We start from the raw sequence: 18,815 nt of genomic DNA, 5'->3' as shown, positions 1-18,815 counted from the left end.
GTCGGCCGTCGTTCTGCCTATGGGCGATAATCTCCTCCTCGCCTTCGCGCTCATGCTGGTGCTCGAAGGCGTCGTTCCCTTTCTCGCGCCCCAGGCCTGGCGCGAGACGTTTCGCCGCCTCATCGCCATGAGCGACGGCCAGATCCGCTTCATCGGCCTCACCGCCATGATCGCGGGCCTCATACTGTTGATGATTTTCAAATGAACTGGTTGCTACCCGAATACCTGGCCGATGCCCTGCCGGCAGAGGCCGCCAAGATCGAGCGCCTGCGGCGCCAGACCCTGGACCTGTTCCGCTGCCATGGCTACGAACTGGTCATGCCGCCCCTGCTCGAGTACCTGGAATCCCTGCTCACCGGGTCCGGCCAGGACCTGCGTCTGAAGACCTTCAAGCTGGTGGACCAGCTGTCCGGCCGCACCATGGGCGTGCGTGCCGACATCACGCCCCAGGTGGCCCGCATCGACGCCCACCTGCTCAACCGCCAGGGCGTGGTCCGTCTCTGCTATTGCGACAGCGTGCTGCATACCCTGCCGGCGGCCACCGCCGGCACCCGGGAGCCGATCCAGATCGGCGCCGAGATTTACGGCCATGCCGGCGTCGAGGCCGACCTGGAGATCATCCGCCTGATGGCTGCCGCCCTGGAAGGGGCCGGCCTCTCCGCCGCCCGCCTCGATCTGAGCCATGTCGGCATCTTCCGCGCCATCGCCCAGGCCGCCGGCCTGCCGGCTGCGGCTGACGAGGAAGTGTTCGCCCTGCTGCAGGTCAAGGACATCCCCGGCCTGCAGGCCGCCTGTGCCGGCCTGCCCGAGCCCTACCGTTCCGCCCTGCTGCGCCTGCCCGACCTCTATGGCGATGCTTCCGTGCTGGCCAAGGCCCAGCAGCAGCTGCCCGACCTGCCGGCGGTGCACGCCGGCCTGGACCTGCTCTCGGCCCTGGCCGCCAAGGCCGGCGACCTGCCCATCGGTTTCGATCTGTCGGACCTGCGCGGCTATCATTACCACAACGGCGTCGTCTTCGCCGCCTACAGCCCCGGCTACGCCACCGCCCTGGCCCTGGGCGGCCGCTACGACGGCGCTGGTGAAGCCTTCGGCCGGGCCCGTCCCGCCACGGGGTTCTCCATGGATTTGCGCGAGGTGGCCCGCCTGGCCCCCGCCACCCAGGTTTCAAAAGCCATCCTGGCGCCCTACGGCGGCGAGGATGCCCAGCTGGCCGCCGCCATCGCCCGTCTGCGGGCCGAAGGCGAGGCCGTGGTGGAACTCCTGCCCGGCCAGGCCGGCAGCGAAGGTCTGCCCTGCGACCGCCGGCTGGTGCAGCAGGACGGCAAATGGATTATTGCAGCAATCAATAAGGACTAAGCAGTATGGCTAAGAACGTCGTGGTCGTCGGCACCCAGTGGGGCGACGAGGGGAAGGGAAAGATCGTCGATTGGCTGACGGACAACGCCCAGGGCGTGGTGCGTTTCCAGGGCGGGCACAATGCCGGCCACACCCTGGTGGTGGGCGAGCGCGAATACAAGCTGAACCTGGTGCCCTCCGGCATCGTGCGTGACGGCGTGCAGTGCTACATCGGCAACGGCGTGGTGCTGGACATCCAGCATCTGCTGGCCGAAATCAAGATCCTGGAAGAGGGCGGCCTGGACGTGCGTTCCCGCCTCAAGGTCAGCCCCGGCTGTCCCCTGATCCTGCCCTACCACTCCGCCATCGACAAGGCGCGGGAAGCCGCCAAGTGCGCCGACCAGAAGATCGGCACCACCGGCAAGGGCATCGGTCCGGCCTATGAAGACAAGGTGGCTCGCCGCGGCCTGCGGGTGTACGACCTGTTCAACCCGGAGCGCTTCGCCGCCAAGCTGAAGGAAGTGATGGAGTACCACAACTTCATCCTGACCAAGATGCTGGGTGCCGAGCCCGTTTCCTACGAAGCCGTGCTGGAACAGGCCCTGGCCAATGCGGAACAGATCAAGCCCCTGGTGGCTGACGTCTCCGCTGCCATCTACGAATCCAACAAGGCCGGCCAGAACCTGCTGTTCGAAGGCGCCCAGGGTACCCTGCTGGACATCGACCACGGCACCTATCCCTTCGTCACCTCCAGCAACTGCGTTGCCGGTCAGGCGGCAGCGGGCGCCGGCGTCGGCCCCGGCATGCTGCATTACGTGCTGGGCATCACCAAGGCCTACTGCACCCGCGTCGGCGGCGGTCCGTTTCCCTCCGAGCTGGATATCGACACCGCCGGCTGTCCCGGCCATCAGATGTCCACCAAGGGCAAGGAATTCGGCACCGTCACCGGTCGCAAGCGCCGCTGTGGCTGGTTCGATGCCGCCGCCCTGCGCCGCTCCGCCCGCATCAACGGCGTCACCGGCCTGTGCATCACCAAGCTGGACGTGCTCGATGGCCTGGAAGAGCTGCACATCTGCACCGGCTACAAGCTGGACGGCAAGGTGCTGGACCTGCTGCCCATCGGTGCCGACGAAGTGGCCCGCTGCGAGCCCATCTACGAAACCATGCCCGGCTGGAAGGAAACCACCTTCGGCGCCAAGCGCTGGGAAGATCTGCCGGCCACGGCCCAGGCCTACCTGGACCGCATTCAGACCCTGTGCGAGATTCCCATCGATATCGTCTCCACCGGTCCGGAGCGGGACGAAACCATCCTCAAGCGGCATCCCTTCGCCGCCTGAGCGAAAAAGCCGGCGTCAGAGCGCCGGCTTTTTTCTTTAACCTGAGTGTCGTCCTGATTGTCGTCAACTCCCCTTAAGCTTGCCGGCAGCCAGTATCGCCGGGGGCATTCGTGCCCTGCGACTGCGGGAGGTGCGCACTCTGCCGCCGTCGCGAATGGGGACGGTGGTGCGGGGAGGGGGGAGTGCCGGACCGGCAGCCGTTGCGGAAGCGGGGCCGGAAAAGCAAAAAGCCGAAAATCCTTGAAGAATTTTCGGCTTTGCCTGAACCTTGGTGCCCAGGAGAGGACTCGAACCTCCACAGTGTTGCCACCGCCAGGACCTGAACCTGGTGCGTCTACCAATTCCGCCACCTGGGCAGGTGTCGAAAAGAGCCCGCATTATAATGAAGCCTGCGGTACTACCGCAAGAGGAAAAATGATTAATTTTTTACCGTCGCTGCAGAACCCGATTTTTGCCATGGCTGTCGCCCCCATGTCGTCCTTGCGGATGGCAGGACAGGGTGCGTCCCGGCTGGCGGGAATTGTGGCGGCTGGGGAAACCCGTGCAAACGGGAAGCAGAAAAACAAAAAGCCGGCAAAAGCCGGCTTGATGTCTGAAACCTGGTGCCCAGGAGAGGACTCGAACCTCCACAGTGTTGCCACCGCCAGGACCTGAACCTGGTGCGTCTACCAATTCCGCCACCTGGGCAGGTGTCGAAGAAGGCGCGATTATAAGGTAAATAAAGACCATGTCAACTAGAAAACTATCCAAAACTAGAAAAAACGATCCCTTCTTCGAAAGGGAGTGCCAAAAGTACGAGATTCCCCTGCCGTCCCGGGAATACACCATGCAGCTGCTGCAGGACCAGGGACGCCCCGTTTCCTTCGACCAGCTGGTGGCCCTGCTGGACATCAGCCGGGATGAGGGGGACCTCTTCCAACGCCGTCTCAACGCCATGGAGCGGGACGGCCAGCTGCTGCGCAACCGCAAGAACTCCTACATCCTGCCGGAGAAGGCAGACCTGATTCCGGGCAAGGTGGAAGGCCATCCGGACGGCTTCGGCTTCGTCAAACCGGACGACGGCAGCGACGACCTGTTCCTCGAGCCCAAGCAGATGGACAAGGTGCTGCACGGCGACCGGGTGCTGGTGCGCTGCATCGGCCTGGACCGCCGCGGCCGTCGCGAGGCCACCATCGTCGAGGTGCTGGAGCGGGCCAACACCCGCCTGGTGGGCCGGCTCATGGAAGAGCACGGCATCCAGTTCGTGGTGGCCGAGAACAAACGCATCAGCCAAGACATCCTGATTCCCCCCACCGCCATGACCGACAAGCGGGCCAAGCTCAAGGCCCGGCCCGGCAATGTGGTGATGGTGGAAATCCTGGAGCAGCCCTCCCGCTATTCCCAGCCCATCGGCCGCATTGTCGAGATTCTCGGCAACTATGCCGACCCGGGCATGGAAATCGAAATCGCCCTGCGCAAGCACGACCTGCCCTTCGAGTTTTCCAAGGAGGCCCAGGCCGAAAACAAGGCGGTGCCGGACAAGGTCAAGAAGAGCGACCTCAAGGGCCGCGAAGACCTGCGTCAGCTGCCCCTGGTGACCATCGACGGCGAGACCGCCCGGGACTTCGACGATGCGGTCTTCTGCGAGAAGGTGGGCCGGGGCTGGCGCCTGGTGGTGGCCATCGCCGACGTCTCCCATTATGTGCGTCCGGGCATGGCCCTGGACCAGGAGGCCTATGACCGGGGCAACTCGGTGTATTTCCCGCGGCGCGTCATTCCCATGCTGCCGGAGAAACTCTCCAACGGCATCTGCTCCCTCAACCCGGACGTGGAACGGCTGGCCATGGTGTGCGACATGAACATCAGCGCCACCGGCAGCATCGGCAAGTACCGCTTCTACCCGGCCGTGTTCCGCTCCCATGCCCGCCTCACCTACAACCAGGTGTGGGGCTGGCTGTCCGGCGAAAGCCAGCCGGAGAACGAGGTGCATCAGGCCCTGCAGCCCCACCTGCAGAACCTCTACAAGCTCTTCCAGGTGCTGCTCAAGGCGCGCAAGAAGCGGGGTGCCATCGACTTCGAGACGGTGGAAACCCAGATGCTGTTCAACGCCCAGGGCAAGATCGAGAACATCGTGCCCGTGGTGCGCAACGACGCCCACCGCCTGATCGAGGAATGCATGCTGGCGGCCAACGTCTGCGCCTCCGGCTTCCTGCATGAGCACAAGCAGGCCTGCCTGTACCGGGTGCACCAGGGACCGACGCCGGAAAAGCTGGAGAACCTGCGGGCCTTCCTCGGCGAATTTGGCTTCTCCCTTGCCGGCGGCGACGAGCCCAAGGCCAAGGATTACGCCGAGCTGCTGGAAAAGATCCAGGGCCGTCCCGACACCCAGCTGCTGCAGACGGTGATGCTGCGCTCCCTGCGCCAGGCCCAGTACGCCCCGGAAAACCTGGGCCACTTCGGCCTGGCCTACGAGGCCTACACCCACTTCACCTCGCCCATCCGCCGCTATCCCGACCTGCTGGTGCATCGCGCCATCAAGGCGGTGCTGGCCGGCGAGACCTACAACCCGGGCAAGTGGGAAGACATCGGCCTGCATTGCTCCGGCACCGAGCGCCGGGCCGACGAGGCCACCCGGGACGTGGACAACTGGCTGAAGTGCTTCTACATGAAGGAGCGCATCGGGGAGGAATTCGAGGGCACCATCGCCGGCGTCGCCGCCTTCGGTATTTTCGTCGCCCTGGACGAGGTCTTCGTCGAAGGCATGGTGCACGTTTCCGAACTGGGCGAGGACTATTTCCACTTCGAGCCGGCCAAGCACCAGATGCTGGGCGAACGCAGCGGCAAGCGCTTCCGCCTCGGCGACCGCCTGCGGGTGAAACTGGTGCGGGCCGACCTGGAGTCCGGCCGCATCGACTTCATCCTGGCCCAGGAAAAGAAAGAAGGTCCGGCCGGCGACGACGAGGTGGTGACCTGGCGCAAGAACACCACGGGCAAGCCAGCCCTGGGGGCAGCTGCTCCGCAAGGCAAGCCCCGTGCGGGTTCTGGCGGTGGCAAGCCCGGCAAGTCCGCCCCTGGCGGCAAAGCGGGCGGTCCGGGTCAGGGCGGTCATCGCGGCAAGAGTCCGGCCGCTGCCAAGACGGGCGCTCCCAAGCGGAGCGGCAAGGGCGGGGCGAAGGGCGGCAGCAAGTCCGCCAGCAGGGGCGGCGCCAACAACGGCGGCCGCAAGGGGCGCTAGGCCCCGTTGCCGTGTCTCAGGTCTGGCCGGCGAGCCCCGCCGGCAGGGCCTGGGCCCAGCCCAGCTCGGCCACCAGCCGGGCAAAATCGCCCTCCAGGGGCGCTTCCAGCAGCAGGGGGGCGCCGCTGGCCGGGTGTCTCACTTCCAGACGCAGGCAGGCCAGCAGCAGGCGCGGGCAGGCGAAGTGCTGGGCGAAGAAGCGGTTGTGCTTGCCCTTGCCGTAGGTGGCGTCGCCGATGATGGGATGGGCGATGTGCTTGAGATGGCGCCGCAGCTGGTGCTGCCGGCCGGTGGCCGGCTCCAGTTCAAGCAGGGCGTAGCGGCTGCTGGGATAGCGGTCCACCGCCAGCGGCAGTTCCACCGTGGCCAAGCGCCGGTAGCGGGTGAGGGCGGCCTGGGGCTCCCGGTTCATGCGCTCCCCCTGCCATTCCCCGTCGTCGAACTGGCGGCTGAGGGCATGGTCGATGACGCCGGCTTCCTCCGGATGGCCGCGCACCACCGCCACATAGGTCTTGTGCACCGTCTGGGCCTCGAACTGGCGCCCCAGTTCCCGGGCCATGTCGCTGCTGAGGGCGAACAGCAGCACGCCGGAAGTGCCCCGGTCCAGGCGATGGGCCGGGTAGACCCACTGGCCGATCTGGTCCCGCAGCAGCTGCACGGCGAAGCGGGTCTCGTGCCGGTCCACCAGGGAGCGGTGCACCAGCAGGCCGGGGGGCTTGTGGATGGCGATCAGGTGCTCGTCGCGGTAGATAATCGGCAGCATCCGCTCGGTTTTCCTCGGTAACGGTGGTGGCAAAGGGGAGGGGCATCCTAGCAGGAATTGCTGCCCGAGGGCTTCCCGCCGGCCTCCCCGCATCCGCCGAAGGCCGCCCTGGCGCCCATCCCGCAGCTGTCTTGATGCGTATCAACGACGCCCCATTTCTTCCCGCGTTCAATGGCAGCCACGATCTCCAGGGAAGAAAAAATGTTCCGCATCTCCCAATTCATGGACGAGCTGGTGACCCCCAGCACCGTCGGCCCCCGCCGCAATCCGCCCGGGCCGGTGGTGATCTGGAACCTGGTGCGCCGCTGCAACCTCACCTGCAAGCACTGCTACTCCATCTCCGCCGACAAGGATTTTCCCGGCGAACTGAACACCGAGCAGGTGTTCACCGTGATGGACGACCTCAAGGCCTTCCGCGTGCCGGTGCTGATCCTCTCCGGCGGCGAGCCCCTGCTGCGGCCGGACATCTTCGACATCGCCCGCCGCGCCAAGGGCATGGGCTTCTACGTCGGCCTTTCCTCCAACGGCACCCTCATCAGCGAAGCCAATATCGACGCCATCGCCGACATCGGCTTCGACTACGTGGGCGTCAGCCTGGACGGCATCAAGGAGACCCACGACAGGTTCCGCCGCCTGGAAGGGGCCTTCGACGCCTCCCTGGCCGGTATCCGCCTGTGCAAGGAACGGGGCATCAAGGTGGGCGTGCGCTACACCATGACCCAGGACAACGCCCACGACCTGCCCGGCCTGCTCAAGCTGATCGAGGCCGAGGGCATCGACAAGTTCTACTTCTCCCACCTCAACTATGCCGGCCGGGGCAACAAGAACCGGGCCACCGACACCCATCACCTGGCCACCCGCCAGGCCATGGACCTGCTCCTCGACACCTGCTGGGACTACCGGCAGAAGGGTCTGCACAAGGAATTCGTCACCGGCAACAACGATGCCGACGGCGTGTACCTGCTGCGCTGGGTGGCCCGCCGCTTCCCGGACAAGGTCTCCCACATCCGCGCCAAGCTGGAGCAGTGGGGCGGCAACGCCAGCGGCGTCAATGTGGCCAACATCGACAACCTGGGCAATGTGCATCCGGACACCATGTGGTGGCACCACACCCTGGGCAACGTCAAGGAGCGGCCCTTCTCCACCTTGTGGAACGACCTCTCCGACCCCCTCATGGCCGGCCTCAAGCAGCACCCGCGGCCCGTGGAGGGGCGCTGCGGCGCCTGCGCCTACCTCAACATCTGCAACGGCAACACCCGGGTGCGGGCCCAGCAGCTGACCGGCAATCCCTGGGCCGAAGACCCGGCCTGCTATCTCAGCGACGAAGAAATCGGCGTCAAAAAGGTAACCGAGGTATCCCTATGAAAACCCGCGCCCAGGCCGCCAGGCGGCCGTCCTCCCTGGCCTTCTGGCTGCTTTCCGTACCCCTGGGCCTGGGGGCGCTGTGGCTGGCCAGCCGGCCGGCCCACGCCGCCGATGCCAACGCCCCGGCCCTGTTCCAGCAGCACTGCGCCGCCTGCCACGGTACCGATCGCCTGGGGGGCATGGGCCCGGCCCTGCTGCCGGAAAACCTGGAACGGCTGAGAAAGGCCGAAGCCCTCAAGACCATCAGGGAAGGCCGGGCCGCCACCCAGATGCCGGCCTTCAAGGACCAGCTGAGCGAGGCCGACATCGCCGCCCTGGCCGACTACGCCTACGCCCCGGTGAACCCCAAGCCCACCTGGACGGAGAAGGACATCCGCGCCTCCCGCATCCAGCACGTGGACGAGAAGACCCTCTCGCCCAAGCCCGTCTTCAAGGCCGACCCCATGAACCTCTTCGTGGTGGTGGAAGGGGGCGACCATCACGTCTCCATCCTCGACGGCGACAAGCTGGAGCCCATCCACCGCTTCCAGTCCCGCTACGCCCTCCACGGCGGGCCCAAGTTCTCCCCCGACGGCCGCTTCGTGTATTTCGCCTCCCGGGACGGCTGGTTGACCAAGTTCGACCTGTGGAACCTGAAGGTGGTGGCCGAGGTGCGGGCCGGCATCAACACCCGCAACGCCGCCGTCTCCGGCGACGGCAAGTACGTCATGGCCGCCAACTACCTGCCCCAGGATCTGGTGCTGTTCGACGCCGACCTCAACCTGATCAAGGTGATGGAGGCGAAGAGCGCCGACGGCAAGGAAAGCTCCCGGGTTTCCGCGGTGTACGATGCCGCCCCGCGCAAGAGCTTCGTCGCCGCCATGAAGGACATGCCCGAGGTCTGGGAAATCAGCTACGACCCGGAAGCCCATCCCATCTACGACGGCCTGGTGCACGACTACCAGTACAAGGAAGGGGTCTCGGTGCCCGGCTTCCTCAACCCCCGCCGCACCCGCCTCACCGATCCCCTGGACGATTTCTTCTTCGACCAGAGCTATTCCGAGGTGATGGGCACCAGCCGGGAAGGCAAGGGCCAGGTGGTGAACCTGGATGCCCGGCGCAAGGTCTCCGAACTGCAGCTCTCCGGCATGCCTCACCTGGGCTCCGGCATCACCTGGAACTGGCAGGGCCGCACCGTGATGGCCTCCACCAACCTCAAGGAAGGCAAGGTGACGGTGATCGACATGAAGGACTGGAAACCGGTGAAGGACATCGTCACCCGGGGAGCCGGCTTCTTCCTGCGCAGCCACGAGAACAGCCGCTACGCCTTCGTCGATTCCATGATGAGCCCGGCCAAGGACACCCTGCAGGTGATCGACAAGGACAAGCTGGAGATCGTCAAGGAACTCAAGCCCGTCCCCGGCAAGACCCTGGCCCACATCGAGTTCACCAAGGATGGCCGTTACGCCCTGGCCAGCCTGTGGGAAATGGACGGCGCCCTGATCATCTACGACGCCAGGACCCTGGAAGAGGTGAAGCGCCTGCCCATGAAGAAGCCCGTGGGCAAGTACAACGTGTGGAACAAGATCACCCGTTCCGAAGGCACCAGCCACTAGGCTGGGCTCGGCAGCCCGGCGGGCTTTCCTGCTGCCGCGATGGCGGTGGGGGAGGCCTGGGTAAGGAGTGATGGGAAGGGAACTGCCCGGCCGGGCAGCAGCGCCCTGGATGTGACCAGGGGCGGCAGGGGCCCGGTAACCCGGGCGGTGTTCCGTCAGAGCCGCTGCAACAGCTTTTCCAGGGCCCGGTGCACCGTTTCCGCCTTGAAGGGTTTGACGATGTAGCCCTGGATGCCGGTCTGGATCAGTTCCCGCACCCGGTTCTGGTCCGCTTCCACGGTGACCATGATCACCGGCATCTGGTGGCCTGCCGCCCGCAGGGCGCGGACGAACTGGCCGCCATCCATGACCGGCATATTCCAGTCGCTGACGATGGCGTCGATGCCGCCGGCCTGCACCATCTCCAGGCCGGCCTGGCCGTGGGAGGCCTGCTTGACGGCAAAGCCCACCTCCTGGGCGATGGCGGTGAGGATGCCGCGCATGGACTCCACGTCGTCCACCACCAGGAGGGTCTTGGCTGCCATGGCCGGAGCAGACACCGCCTAGAGGGCGGCGTTCTGGCTTTCGATGTAGGCGAACAGCTCGTCGTACATTTCCACCAGGGCATCCCGCTCGGCACTGCCCTCGGTCCACTTGCGGGTGGCGGCCAGTTCCAGGGCTGCCCGTTCGGTGGCGGAGCGGCTGGCGATTTCCACCTGCTCGCCGTTGATGATGGCATTGACGTCGGCCCGGGCCTTCTGGGCCAGGGACACCATGCGCATGGAGGTTTCCATCCTGCCGGCACCCTGGCCGATGGTGCCCGCCAGTTCCTCCACCACGGAGGCGGAGCTGGCGGAGCCGGCCAGTTCCTGGCTGAAGGTGTCGGCGGTGCCGCGGGCGTCGGAGACGGCGCCCCCCAGTTCTTCCATGCGCCGGGAGACGTCTTCCATGGCGCCGGAAACGTCGCCGATGGCCTGGGTGATCTCCACCGCGGCCTTCTGGGACTGGTCGGCCAGCTTGCGCACCTCGTCGGCCACCACAGCAAAGCCGCGGCCCGTCTCGCCGGCCCGGGCCGCCTCGATGGCGGCGTTGAGGGCCAGCAGGTTGGTCTGCTTGGCGATGGCGTCGATGTGGCCGGTCAGCTGGCGGATGGCGTTGGTCTTGCCGTCCAGCTCGTGCAGGGCCTCGGCGCTGTGCTGGGCCGAGGTCTGGGCCTGACCGAGGGCGGCGGACATGGATTCGGCTGCACCGGACATGGCGCCAGCGGATTCGGCGAAGGCCCGGGCCAGGGATTCGGCCTGGGCCGATTCCTGGGCCACGGTTTCCAGGGCCTCGCTGACCCGGCCGATGGCGGTGGACAGGCCCCGTTCCGAACGCAGGAAGATCTTCGACAGCAGGGCCTCCCGGGCCACGGATTCCCGGGCCTCGTCGAGGCGGTCGAGCATGCCCTGCATCTGCTCCAGCACGTCGCGGAAGGTGCCGTGCAGGCCCGCGGTATGCAGGCGGCGCCAGGGGCGGCCCTGGGTCGAGGCAGCCATGGCGCCGAGCATTTCGCGGAAGGCGGTTTCGGTCTGGTCCAGGGCTGAGTTGATGCTGATGCGGATGGCGTCGAGCTGGGGATCGTCGATGCTGCGGGGCATGCGCTCCACCAGCAGGCCGTTCTGCACCTTGTCCATCAGGGCGTTCAGCTCTTTCAGGCGCTCCTGGCGGGAGGCGGCGGGCAGGACCAGCAGCAGGGCCGCCAGCAGCAGGGCCGGCAGGGCGTAGAGCGGGTCGAGGAAGGCCAGGCCGGCACCGGCCAGCACCAGGATCAGGAGCGGCCAGCGCCGCTTGTCAAAGTGAGAGAACCAGCTGTTCATAGCTCATTCCGGAAGATTGCAGGAGGTCGGTCAGCACCTTGGTGCCGGCGGCGATGGCGTCTTTGCTGCCGGCGGCCTTTTCGGCCGCCAGCATCTGCTGGTACACCGGCACGATCTTGTCGATGGCGCTGCGCCTGGGGCAGCGCCGCACCGAGTAGTAGCCGACGATGTCGCCCTTGGGGCCGAAGTCCGGGGTGATGTGGGCGAAGACCCAGTAGAAACTGCCGTCCTTGGACATGTTCTTCACGTAGGCGAAGATTTCCCGGCCCGACTTGAGGGTGTCCCACACCAGGTTGAAGGCGGCCCGGGGCATGTCCGGGTGGCGGATGATGTTGTGCTGGGTGCCCAGCAGCTCGGCTTCGCTGTAGCCGGAAAACTCGATGAAAATCTCGTTGCCGTAGGTGATGCGGCCGCTCAGGTCGGTCTTGCTGACGATGAAATCGTTGTCGCGCATGACCCGTTCCCGGTTGGTGGGAACGATGGATTTATCCTTCATTTTTGTCTCGCTCCTCGTCTGGAAGAAGCTATACCTCCCGGGGCCGTAATCTACCTTGTGGCACGGGGATTGGAAAGCTTGCGGGGCCGATATTTGCCTTTTGCCGGGGCCCTGTCGGCAAATGTCCGGGGCAGGCTCTCCGCTTTGCCCCACAATGGCTTTCCAGGCGGTGCCCGCCCCCTTCGGCGGGAGCCTTTTTTGGCCTGGGGACGAAAGGTGCCAGGATCATGATCGAATCCATTTTGTTGACGGCAGTACGGGTATGCACTTTCGGCGCCGGCCGGGCCCTGACTAATGCCAGCGGCTTTTTCTTCGCCCCGGACGAGAGCCGCCTGTTTCTCGTCACCAGCCGCCATGTGCTGTGCGATGCCGCCAGCGGCCACCATCCGGAGCGCATCGAGATCGAGCTGCATACCGATCCGGCCAACCTGGCCGCCGCCACCGGCTTTTCCATTCCCCTCTACCGGGACGGCCGCAGCCTGTGGCGCCAGGGCGCGGACGGGGCCGGGGAGATCGACGTGGCGGCGATCGAGATCGAGCGGGCGGCCCTGCCGCCGACCACGCTCCATGCCGCCTTCACGCCGGCCCATCTGGCCGGTCGCCGGGACCGGGTGGAGGTGGGCAGCTCCCTGCTCATCGTCGGTTTCCCCCTGGGCTTCCACGACCAGCTGCACCACATGCCGGTGGCGCGCCAGGCGGTGGTGGCCTCGTCCTTCGGCCTGCGCTTCCAGGGCCAGGGCTATTTCCTCACCGATGCCCGCACCCACCGCGGCACCAGTGGCGCGCCGGTGGTGATGCGTCTGCCCGACGGCGACGGGGGGCGGGGCGAACTGCCCTGGCTGCTGCTCGGCGTGCATTCGGCCCGCCTCGATGCGGGCGGACGGGATGCGGAGGTGGACGAGGCCCTGGGCCTCAACTGCGCCTGGTATGCGGACATCCTCCTGACCCTGACCCGGGACTGAATCGGGCGCGGCCTAGGGCGAAGCCAGACGCAGGGCTTCCACGTCGGGAATGTGGATGGTGCGACCGTCCACCACCACCAGGCCGCGGCCGGCCAGGTCGTGCAGGATGCGGGAAAAGTGTTCCTGGGTCAGGTTGAGGCGGGAGGCGATGTTGCCCTTGCTGCTGGGCAGGCGCACCACGGCCTGGCGCGGACAGTTGCCGCTGCCGGCCTCCGGCGCCTCGGCGCCGCGCAGCAGGAAGCCGACGATGCGCTCCCAGCCGGACTGCAGGGAATAGGCTTCCACATCCACCACCCGGTGGTGCAGGCGGCGGGAGAGGCTGCTGATCATCTTGCGGCATAGCAGGGGGTCCTGGTCCATCTCGTGGAACAGCACCAGCTTGGAAATGTGCAGCAGGCGGGAGCGGGTCAGGGCCTGGGCGAAGAGGGCGTAGGGCTTTTCCATGAACATCACCGCCTCGCCGAAGGTCTGGCCCGGGTGGATCAGTTCCACCACCTTTTCGTTGCCCTGGTTGGAATTGAAGGCCAGCTTCACCTGGCCCGCCAGCAGCAGGTGGAAGCCGCGGCAGGGATCGCCCTTGTGGAAGAGGATGTCGCCGCGGCCGGCCTCGACCTCGCGCACGCCCCGGGCCAGGCGCTCCAGGTCGGGCTCCTCCAGTTCGGCGAAGAGGCTGGTTTCCCGCAGCAGGGCGATGATGCGGGGATCGGGCGGGGTGCCCGAATCCGGGGGCAGGAGGCAGGTGCTGTTGTTCATGGGCTTACCTTCGTTTCCTGGGAGGCGGTGGGTCAGCGCGTCAGTTGGGCGTAAAGCAGGGGCAGGCGGCGGGGCAGTTCCTCCGGCTTGCGGATCACCGCGTAGCCGGCGGGGCCGAACAGGTGGGGCAGGTAGGAGGCCCCTTCCCGGTCGATGGTGACGCAGAAGGGCTGCAGGCCCAGCTTGCGCGCCTCGATGATGGCCATGCGGGTGTCCTCGATGCCGTAGCGGCCGTCGTAGATGTCCAGGTCGTTGGGCTTGCCGTCGGAGAGGATCAGCAGCACCCGGCGGCTGGCCGGCTGCCGCGCCAGCTGGCTGGCGGCGTGGCGGATGGCGGCGCCGAGGCGGGTGTAGTAGCCGGGCTTGAGGGCCAGGATGCGGCCCCGGGCGGCGGCGTCGAACTTCTGGCCGAAATCCTTGAGGCGGGAGAAGCGCACCTGGCTGCGCTTCAGGGAGGAGAAGCCGCACAGGGCGAAGGCGTCGCCGGTGGCGCCCATGGCGGTGCCGAACAGCAGCAGGGCGTCCTTGACCACGTCGATGACCCGGGCCTCGTCGCTGACCCAGGTGTCGGTGGACAGGGAGAGGTCGGCCAGCACCAGGCAGGCCAGGTCCCGCTCCCGCTTTTCCAGGGAGAGGTAGAGGTTGTCCGTGGGGTGGCTGCCGGTGGCCCGGTCGGCGTGGGCGCGCACCGCCGCATCCACGTCCAGTTCCTGGCCGTCGGGCTGGCCCTTGAGCCAGCGCCGGGCCGGCAGCAGGGCGGCGAACTGCTGGTGCAGGCGGCGGGCGGTGCGGGCCAGGCGGTGCGGCAGGGCGCTGTCGCTGGCGGCCTGGGGCGTCACTTCCAGCAGGCGCACATGCTCCTCCAGCAGTTGGCCCTTGCGGTAGTCCCATTCGGGCAGGGGAATGCCGTCGCCCAGGATCACGTCGTCCTCGGCGGCGGAGGGCAGGTCCAGGTCGAAGCGCACCTTGGAGGCCACCTTCTCGCTGTCGTCGGCCAGGGCCAGCTGGTCCAGGTCGTTGGCGGCGGCCACCGCGTCCTCGTTGGGGTCGTCGTCGGTGGGGCGGTTCACCTTCACGTATTCGCCCCAGCTGAAAATGCTCTCGGCCCGGAACATCATCAGCATGCCGTTCTTCTCCGTCGGCATTTCCACCCGCTCGGTCTGGTGGGCGCGCCGTTCCTCCTCTTCCTTCAGCTGCTGGCTGCCGGCCTGGTCCTCGGTGGGCGCCTCGCGGCTGGGCTGGGTGGCGCCGTGCGGCTCGGTGCCGAAGTCGCCCAGCCACAGCATCACCGGGCGGGAGGGCACGGGGGAGCGGGGCAGGGCATCGACGCTGCCCGGCTCCAGCAGGGCGCGGCGGATGGCCTCTTCCCGCGGCCGCTCGGCGGCGGGCAGGCTGTCGGGGTTGAGGCGCTGGGCCAGGTGGGCCTGCACCAGGCGCCGGTAGCGGGGCGCCAGGCCGGGCCAGCAGGCCAGGGCGCGCCGGGTGGCGGCCTGGTTGCGGCGGCAGGAATCGGTTTCGGCGGCAGCCCCGGGCTGCTGGCCGGCGGCGGCCAGGGCGGCCAGCCACAGGTAGAGGTCCCGGTTGAGGGCGGCGTCGGGGAAGGCGGCGATTTCCGGCGGCAGGCGCAGGGTGGCCAGGTCCAGGGTGGCGGGAGTGGCCTTTTCGTCGCTGCCGGCAACCCGGGACAGCCAGCGGCGGCGGGCGCCGTGGCGCACTTCGACGGCGGCGGCGACGCGCAGGCCGGGGTCGCCGCCGAAGGCGCGGAAGAGGATGCCGGCGGTGCGTTCCACTTCCTTCAGCTTGACCGCCGCCTTGGGGTAGTGGCCGCCCGCGGCCTGGGTGATCCAGCGGTGCCAGAGTTTGCCGACGAATTCTTCCATGGCCGTTCCTTAATGGGCCGCCAGGGGCGCCGCGAGGGCCTGAGCGCCGGCCTGGGGCCCTTTATCCATGCGGTTCTTGGGGCGGTGCCTGGTCATGGCCGGTCCACCGCGGAAAATCCGGCCTCGTTCTGCCGCGCCGCCTCCGCCTCCACCCACTGCAGCAGGGGTGGCTGGTCCTGGCGGCCCTGGCTCTGGGCGCAGGCGTCCAGGCACTGGCCGCACTGGGTGCAGGCGAACATCATGCGTTTCAGGGTGCGGGGCTTGAGGCGCATGGGGCAGACCGCGTCGCAGGCCGATTGCCGGTCCGGCAGGCAGTCGGCACATTCGGCCGTGCGCTGCCGGTTGAAGCCCACCACCAGGGCGTCCTTGTTGCCCATCCAGGCCAGGCTCTGGAACAGGCCGACGGCGCAGGCATAGCGGCAGAAGAGGTGGCGGGCGAAAAGGAATTCCAGGGAAATGACCGTGGTGGCGGCCGCGATGAAAATGAGCTGGTTGCGCGTCAGTGCCCCGTTGAAGAGGTTGGTGTAAACCTCCATGGGCGGCAGCAGGTAGGTGAGGAAGACCACCGCCCAGACGAAGGCGAAGGCCACCGCCAGGGGCAGCACCGCCAGCCACCAGATCGGGCCCCGGGGCGCCGGGGTGCCGTCGGGGCGCCAGGGGGAGATGGGTTTCTTGTCCCACAGGCTGTGCTTGCCCGAGGCCCGGATCATCACCCGGTTGATGGTCTCCACCACGGAGAAGTGGGGGCACAGCCAGCCGCAGTAGAGGCGGCCCCATTTCCAGGCGGCCCAGAGGAAGACGGCGGCGCCGGCGAGAATGGGCAGGAACAGCCGGGTGAGGACGTTGAAGGCCGCTTCGCCGGCGCCGATGCGGCCGGCCAGGAACTGGTCCAGGCCCAGGCGCCATTCGAAGGTGAGGAAGAGGGCGTGGCCGCGGGCCAGGTCGTAGCGGAACAGGTCGAACACCGGCGCCAGGGCGAAGAGGACGAAGAAGCCCATCTGGGCCGCCAGTCTTTGCCGCTGCACGCGCTGGTTGCCGGCCACGGCCTGGGCCGCCGGAATGATGGGAATGACGCGCTGGTTCATGGAAATGGGAAAGGCAGGGCCGTCAGGCCCGGGGCAGGCGCGGGCCGATCAGGGGGAAGCGCCAGGGCTGCCCGGCCATGGCGCTGGCCAGGCCGACGATGCCGCCCACCACCAGGGCCGAATGGACGCAGGTGAAATAGAGGATGACGGCGACCCAGGTCCATTCCCAGTTGAGGCCGCCCAGGGCGATGAAGCCGGCGGACAGGGTGACGATGAGCAGGCCGCCCCAGGCGCTGACCCAGAAGGTCTGCTGCAGGTGCTGGCGGGCCAGCAGGGGCGCCGTGCCGCCGTGGCGCCACCACAGCCAGGCCAGGGCGGCGAAGGCCAGGCCCGGCAGGGCCAGGAGATTGACCAGGAACAGGGCCTCGGCGGCAATGGCCAGGCCGGTGCCTTCCGGGTTGTCTGCAGGGGCGCTGGGGCTGGCCATGGCGGTAGGTCAGCGGCCGAAGGTGGCGTTGACGATTTCCATCAGGGCGCCGGCGGTTTCCACGTCGTCGGTGAGGCTTTCCACCATGGCGGCGCGGCAGGCGGTGACCGGGTCCATGCCGGCCTTCACCAGGGTAGCGGCGTAGACCAGCAGGCGGGTGCTGGCGGCTTCCTCCAGGTCCTGGTCCTTGAGGGTGCGAAGGGCCTGGGCAATGGCCACCAGGCGCTTGGCCAGGTCCTCGTCGCAGCCGGTTTCGCCGCGCAGGATGGCGATTTCCCGGGCGCTGCCGGGGAAGTCGAAGCGCAGGGAGACGAAGCGCTGCCGGGTGGAAGGCTTCATGCCCTTCATCAGGTTCTGGTAGCCCGGGTTGTAGGACACCACCAGCATGAAGGAATCCGGCGCCTCCAGCACCTCGCCGGTGCGGTCGATGGGCAGGATGCGGCGGTCGTCGGCCAGGGGGTGCAGCACCACGGTGGTGTCCTTGCGCGCTTCCACCACCTCGTCCAGGTAGCAGATGCCGCCTTCGCGCACGGCCCGGGTGAGGGGGCCGTCGCACCACAGGGTCTTGCCTTCGCCGATGAGGTGGCGGCCCACCAGGTCGGCGGCGGTGAGGTCGTCGTGGCAGGCCACGGTGAACAGGGGCAGGCCCAGCTTGGCCGCCATGTGGGCGACGAAGCGGGTCTTGCCGCAGCCCGTGGGGCCCTTGATCAGGAGGGGCAGCCGGTTCTTCCAGGCGTGCTCGAAAATTTCCACTTCATCGGCGGCAGCGTCGTAGAAGGGCAGAGTGGAGGCCATGTCCATCAGGGCATTCCTTTCCAGTAGGCGATAGCAATGAGGCCGCAGACCAGGACCACCCAGCCGAGGGTGATGCCCTTCCACAGCAGGGGGGCGTGGCGCAGGCCCATGAAGTCGAGGATCACCGCCCGGCTCTTGAGGGCGGCGATGAGCAGCAGGCTGGCGACGGCGGCGGGGCCGCTGATGCCTTCCTCGCCGACGGTCCAGGTGGCCAGGGTGGCGGCGATCAGCAGCAGCCAGACGATGGTGCTGCGGCGGGTGCTGTAGGGGGCGGCGACGTGGGTCAGGTTGTCCATGGTTTCGTTCTCAGCGCAGTACATAGACCAGGGGGAAAAGGATGATCCACACCAGGTCCACCATGTGCCAATAGGAGGCGCCGCTGTGCAGGTTGTTCATGGCGGTGCCGTTGTCCGGGCCGTAGTTGCCGCGGCGGGCCTGGAACCAGAGGATGGCCAGGATCACCAGCCCCAGCAGCACGTGCATGAAGTGGAAGAAGGTGAGGGAGAGATAGAACATGTAGAAGGGGCTGGTGGACAGGGTGATGCCGGCCCCCAGCTTGTCGGCGTATTCCACCAGCTTGACGGCGACGAAGCCGCAGCCGCAGAGGAAGCCGGCGGCCAGCCAGGGCGCCACCTTGTCCTTGAGGCCCGCTTCGGCAGCCTGCACGGCGCGCACCACGAAGTAGCTGGCGGTGAGCAGGAGGATGGTGTTGAGGGCACCGGCATTGCGGTCCAGGGCCAGCTGTTCGGCGTTGAACAACTCCACGTGCTTGGCCCGGGTGAAGGCGTAGGCGGCGAAGAAGACGCAGAAGGCCAGCAGCTCGGCGCAGATGAAGAACCAGATGGCCAGGTCACCGGGCAGGTGGCGCTCGCTGGCGGCGGGCTTGATGGTAAGGGCTTGGGTATCCATGGGCCCCAGTATAGGAAGGGGGCCCGGGGGCGACTTTGATACCTGCTAAGAACGCCGGCAA

At 67.4% G+C, this 18,815-nt stretch carries 18 protein-coding genes and 2 tRNA genes; 7 read left to right on the top strand and 13 right to left on the bottom strand.

Translation table 11 applies throughout. From position 1 onward, the window contains the following. Positions 1 to 19 precede the first annotated feature (19 nt). The 3 genes from OEL49_RS00790 to OEL49_RS00780 are packed head-to-tail and all read left to right on the top strand — an operon-like array spanning position 20 to position 2,672. Positions 20 to 205, top strand: a complete 186-nt coding sequence (locus tag OEL49_RS00790; RefSeq protein ID WP_014238145.1) for a DUF2065 domain-containing protein — start codon at positions 20 to 22, stop codon at positions 203 to 205. Continuing rightward, positions 202 to 1,356 carry an ATP phosphoribosyltransferase regulatory subunit gene (locus tag OEL49_RS00785; RefSeq protein WP_287873764.1) on the top strand — a complete coding sequence of 385 codons (1,155 nt, stop codon included), beginning with the start codon at positions 202 to 204 and terminating at the stop codon, positions 1,354 to 1,356. Before OEL49_RS00790 ends, OEL49_RS00785 begins: the two co-directional genes overlap by 4 nt. Before the next feature lie 5 nt (positions 1,357 to 1,361). Further along, a complete protein-coding gene (locus tag OEL49_RS00780; RefSeq protein ID WP_152088912.1) occupies positions 1,362 to 2,672 on the top strand; it encodes an adenylosuccinate synthase in 1,311 nt (436 codons plus the stop codon). A 269-nt stretch (positions 2,673 to 2,941) separates the two neighbouring features. Here the strand turns inward: OEL49_RS00780 and OEL49_RS00775 are convergent. Both OEL49_RS00775 and OEL49_RS00770 read right to left on the bottom strand, forming a co-directional pair. Further along, positions 2,942 to 3,028 (bottom strand) — tRNA-Leu (locus OEL49_RS00775). A gap of 244 nt (positions 3,029 to 3,272) precedes the next feature. After that, positions 3,273 to 3,359, bottom strand: a tRNA-Leu gene (locus OEL49_RS00770). Positions 3,360 to 3,498: 139 nt separating this feature from the next. Here OEL49_RS00770 and rnr point away from each other — a divergent pair. After that, positions 3,499 to 5,886 (top strand): ribonuclease R, encoded by a 2,388-nt coding sequence (gene rnr, locus OEL49_RS00765; RefSeq protein ID WP_414635363.1) that lies wholly within the window; start codon positions 3,499 to 3,501, stop codon positions 5,884 to 5,886. 16 nt (positions 5,887 to 5,902) lie between these two features. Here rnr and OEL49_RS00760 read toward each other — a convergent pair whose 3' ends face one another. Then, a complete protein-coding gene (locus OEL49_RS00760; protein ID WP_152088914.1) occupies positions 5,903 to 6,649 on the bottom strand; it encodes a tRNA pseudouridine(65) synthase TruC in 747 nt (248 codons plus the stop codon). A gap of 201 nt (positions 6,650 to 6,850) precedes the next feature. Here OEL49_RS00760 and nirJ point away from each other — a divergent pair, with 201 nt between their 5' ends. Together nirJ and OEL49_RS00750 are read left to right on the top strand one after the other, a co-directional pair. Further along, positions 6,851 to 8,014, top strand: coding sequence for a heme d1 biosynthesis radical SAM protein NirJ (nirJ, locus tag OEL49_RS00755; protein WP_130458805.1), 1,164 nt, complete (start codon positions 6,851 to 6,853; stop codon positions 8,012 to 8,014). After that, positions 8,011 to 9,609, top strand: a complete 1,599-nt coding sequence (locus tag OEL49_RS00750) for a nitrite reductase (RefSeq protein WP_287873762.1) — start codon at positions 8,011 to 8,013, stop codon at positions 9,607 to 9,609. The genes nirJ and OEL49_RS00750 overlap by 4 nt, the downstream gene beginning before the upstream one ends. Before the next feature lie 155 nt (positions 9,610 to 9,764). On the opposite strand, the gene OEL49_RS00745 is transcribed toward OEL49_RS00750, so the two are convergent. Genes OEL49_RS00745 through OEL49_RS00735 form a run of 3 tightly spaced genes read right to left on the bottom strand, consistent with a single transcriptional unit; the run spans position 9,765 to position 11,943 of the window. Next, on the bottom strand, positions 9,765 to 10,133 hold the full coding sequence (locus OEL49_RS00745) for a response regulator (RefSeq protein ID WP_014238138.1): 369 nt from the start codon (positions 10,131 to 10,133) through the stop codon (positions 9,765 to 9,767). An 18-nt stretch (positions 10,134 to 10,151) separates the two neighbouring features. Next, positions 10,152 to 11,447 carry a methyl-accepting chemotaxis protein gene (locus OEL49_RS00740; protein ID WP_014238137.1) on the bottom strand — a complete coding sequence of 432 codons (1,296 nt, stop codon included), beginning with the start codon at positions 11,445 to 11,447 and terminating at the stop codon, positions 10,152 to 10,154. Beyond that, entirely contained in the window at positions 11,422 to 11,943 is a 522-nt protein-coding gene (locus OEL49_RS00735) for a PAS domain-containing protein (protein WP_152088918.1), read from the bottom strand. Before OEL49_RS00735 ends, OEL49_RS00740 begins: the two co-directional genes overlap by 26 nt. Before the next feature lie 227 nt (positions 11,944 to 12,170). On the opposite strand from OEL49_RS00735, the gene OEL49_RS00730 reads away from it, so the two are divergent. Then, positions 12,171 to 12,905, top strand: a complete 735-nt coding sequence (locus OEL49_RS00730; protein ID WP_205229893.1) for a S1 family peptidase — start codon at positions 12,171 to 12,173, stop codon at positions 12,903 to 12,905. A 12-nt stretch (positions 12,906 to 12,917) separates the two neighbouring features. On the opposite strand, the gene OEL49_RS00725 is transcribed toward OEL49_RS00730, so the two are convergent. The 7 genes from OEL49_RS00725 to OEL49_RS00695 all read right to left on the bottom strand — a co-directional run bounded on the left by OEL49_RS00725 (position 12,918) and on the right by OEL49_RS00695 (position 18,754). After that, a complete protein-coding gene (locus OEL49_RS00725; RefSeq protein ID WP_014238134.1) occupies positions 12,918 to 13,658 on the bottom strand; it encodes a Crp/Fnr family transcriptional regulator in 741 nt (246 codons plus the stop codon). 32 nt (positions 13,659 to 13,690) lie between these two features. Then, complete coding sequence (locus OEL49_RS00720; RefSeq protein WP_014238133.1) at positions 13,691 to 15,538, bottom strand: nitric oxide reductase activation protein NorD; 1,848 nt, start codon at positions 15,536 to 15,538, stop codon at positions 13,691 to 13,693. Positions 15,539 to 15,630: 92 nt separating this feature from the next. Beyond that, positions 15,631 to 16,623 carry a 4Fe-4S binding protein gene (locus tag OEL49_RS00715; RefSeq protein ID WP_014238132.1) on the bottom strand — a complete coding sequence of 331 codons (993 nt, stop codon included), beginning with the start codon at positions 16,621 to 16,623 and terminating at the stop codon, positions 15,631 to 15,633. 22 nt (positions 16,624 to 16,645) lie between these two features. Further along, a complete protein-coding gene (locus OEL49_RS00710; protein WP_014238131.1) occupies positions 16,646 to 17,050 on the bottom strand; it encodes a hypothetical protein in 405 nt (134 codons plus the stop codon). 9 nt (positions 17,051 to 17,059) lie between these two features. After that, entirely contained in the window at positions 17,060 to 17,851 is a 792-nt protein-coding gene (locus OEL49_RS00705; RefSeq protein WP_014238130.1) for a CbbQ/NirQ/NorQ/GpvN family protein, read from the bottom strand. Continuing rightward, entirely contained in the window at positions 17,851 to 18,141 is a 291-nt protein-coding gene (locus tag OEL49_RS00700) for a cytochrome C oxidase subunit IV family protein (protein WP_043799579.1), read from the bottom strand. The genes OEL49_RS00705 and OEL49_RS00700 overlap by 1 nt, the downstream gene beginning before the upstream one ends. A 10-nt stretch (positions 18,142 to 18,151) precedes the next feature. Continuing rightward, positions 18,152 to 18,754 (bottom strand): cytochrome c oxidase subunit 3 family protein, encoded by a 603-nt coding sequence (locus OEL49_RS00695; RefSeq protein WP_014238128.1) that lies wholly within the window; start codon positions 18,752 to 18,754, stop codon positions 18,152 to 18,154. Between the last annotated feature and the right edge of the window lie 61 nt (positions 18,755 to 18,815).

The sequence above is a fragment of the Azospira sp. genome (assembly GCF_030247495.1).
In the GTDB taxonomy this organism is placed as follows: domain Bacteria; phylum Pseudomonadota; class Gammaproteobacteria; order Burkholderiales; family Rhodocyclaceae; genus Azospira; species Azospira oryzae.
The sequence above is the reverse complement of the archived record's forward strand: the minus strand, read 5'-3'. Positions and strand labels throughout refer to the sequence as shown.

Coding starts and splice junctions, on each gene's coding strand:
- OEL49_RS00790 (WP_014238145.1), top strand. CDS start 20: ATGGGCGATAATCTCCTCCTCGCCTTCGCGCTCATGCTGGTGCTCGAA.
- OEL49_RS00785 (WP_287873764.1), top strand. CDS start 202: ATGAACTGGTTGCTACCCGAATACCTGGCCGATGCCCTGCCGGCAGAG.
- OEL49_RS00780 (WP_152088912.1), top strand. CDS start 1,362: ATGGCTAAGAACGTCGTGGTCGTCGGCACCCAGTGGGGCGACGAGGGG.
- rnr (WP_414635363.1), top strand. CDS start 3,499: ATGCAGCTGCTGCAGGACCAGGGACGCCCCGTTTCCTTCGACCAGCTG.
- OEL49_RS00760 (WP_152088914.1), bottom strand. CDS start 6,649: ATGCTGCCGATTATCTACCGCGACGAGCACCTGATCGCCATCCACAAG.
- nirJ (WP_130458805.1), top strand. CDS start 6,851: ATGTTCCGCATCTCCCAATTCATGGACGAGCTGGTGACCCCCAGCACC.
- OEL49_RS00750 (WP_287873762.1), top strand. CDS start 8,011: ATGAAAACCCGCGCCCAGGCCGCCAGGCGGCCGTCCTCCCTGGCCTTC.
- OEL49_RS00745 (WP_014238138.1), bottom strand. CDS start 10,133: ATGGCAGCCAAGACCCTCCTGGTGGTGGACGACGTGGAGTCCATGCGC.
- OEL49_RS00740 (WP_014238137.1), bottom strand. CDS start 11,447: ATGAACAGCTGGTTCTCTCACTTTGACAAGCGGCGCTGGCCGCTCCTG.
- OEL49_RS00735 (WP_152088918.1), bottom strand. CDS start 11,943: ATGAAGGATAAATCCATCGTTCCCACCAACCGGGAACGGGTCATGCGC.
- OEL49_RS00730 (WP_205229893.1), top strand. CDS start 12,171: ATGATCGAATCCATTTTGTTGACGGCAGTACGGGTATGCACTTTCGGC.
- OEL49_RS00725 (WP_014238134.1), bottom strand. CDS start 13,658: ATGAACAACAGCACCTGCCTCCTGCCCCCGGATTCGGGCACCCCGCCC.
- OEL49_RS00720 (WP_014238133.1), bottom strand. CDS start 15,538: ATGGAAGAATTCGTCGGCAAACTCTGGCACCGCTGGATCACCCAGGCC.
- OEL49_RS00715 (WP_014238132.1), bottom strand. CDS start 16,623: ATGAACCAGCGCGTCATTCCCATCATTCCGGCGGCCCAGGCCGTGGCC.
- OEL49_RS00710 (WP_014238131.1), bottom strand. CDS start 17,050: ATGGCCAGCCCCAGCGCCCCTGCAGACAACCCGGAAGGCACCGGCCTG.
- OEL49_RS00705 (WP_014238130.1), bottom strand. CDS start 17,851: ATGGACATGGCCTCCACTCTGCCCTTCTACGACGCTGCCGCCGATGAA.
- OEL49_RS00700 (WP_043799579.1), bottom strand. CDS start 18,141: ATGGACAACCTGACCCACGTCGCCGCCCCCTACAGCACCCGCCGCAGC.
- OEL49_RS00695 (WP_014238128.1), bottom strand. CDS start 18,754: ATGGATACCCAAGCCCTTACCATCAAGCCCGCCGCCAGCGAGCGCCAC.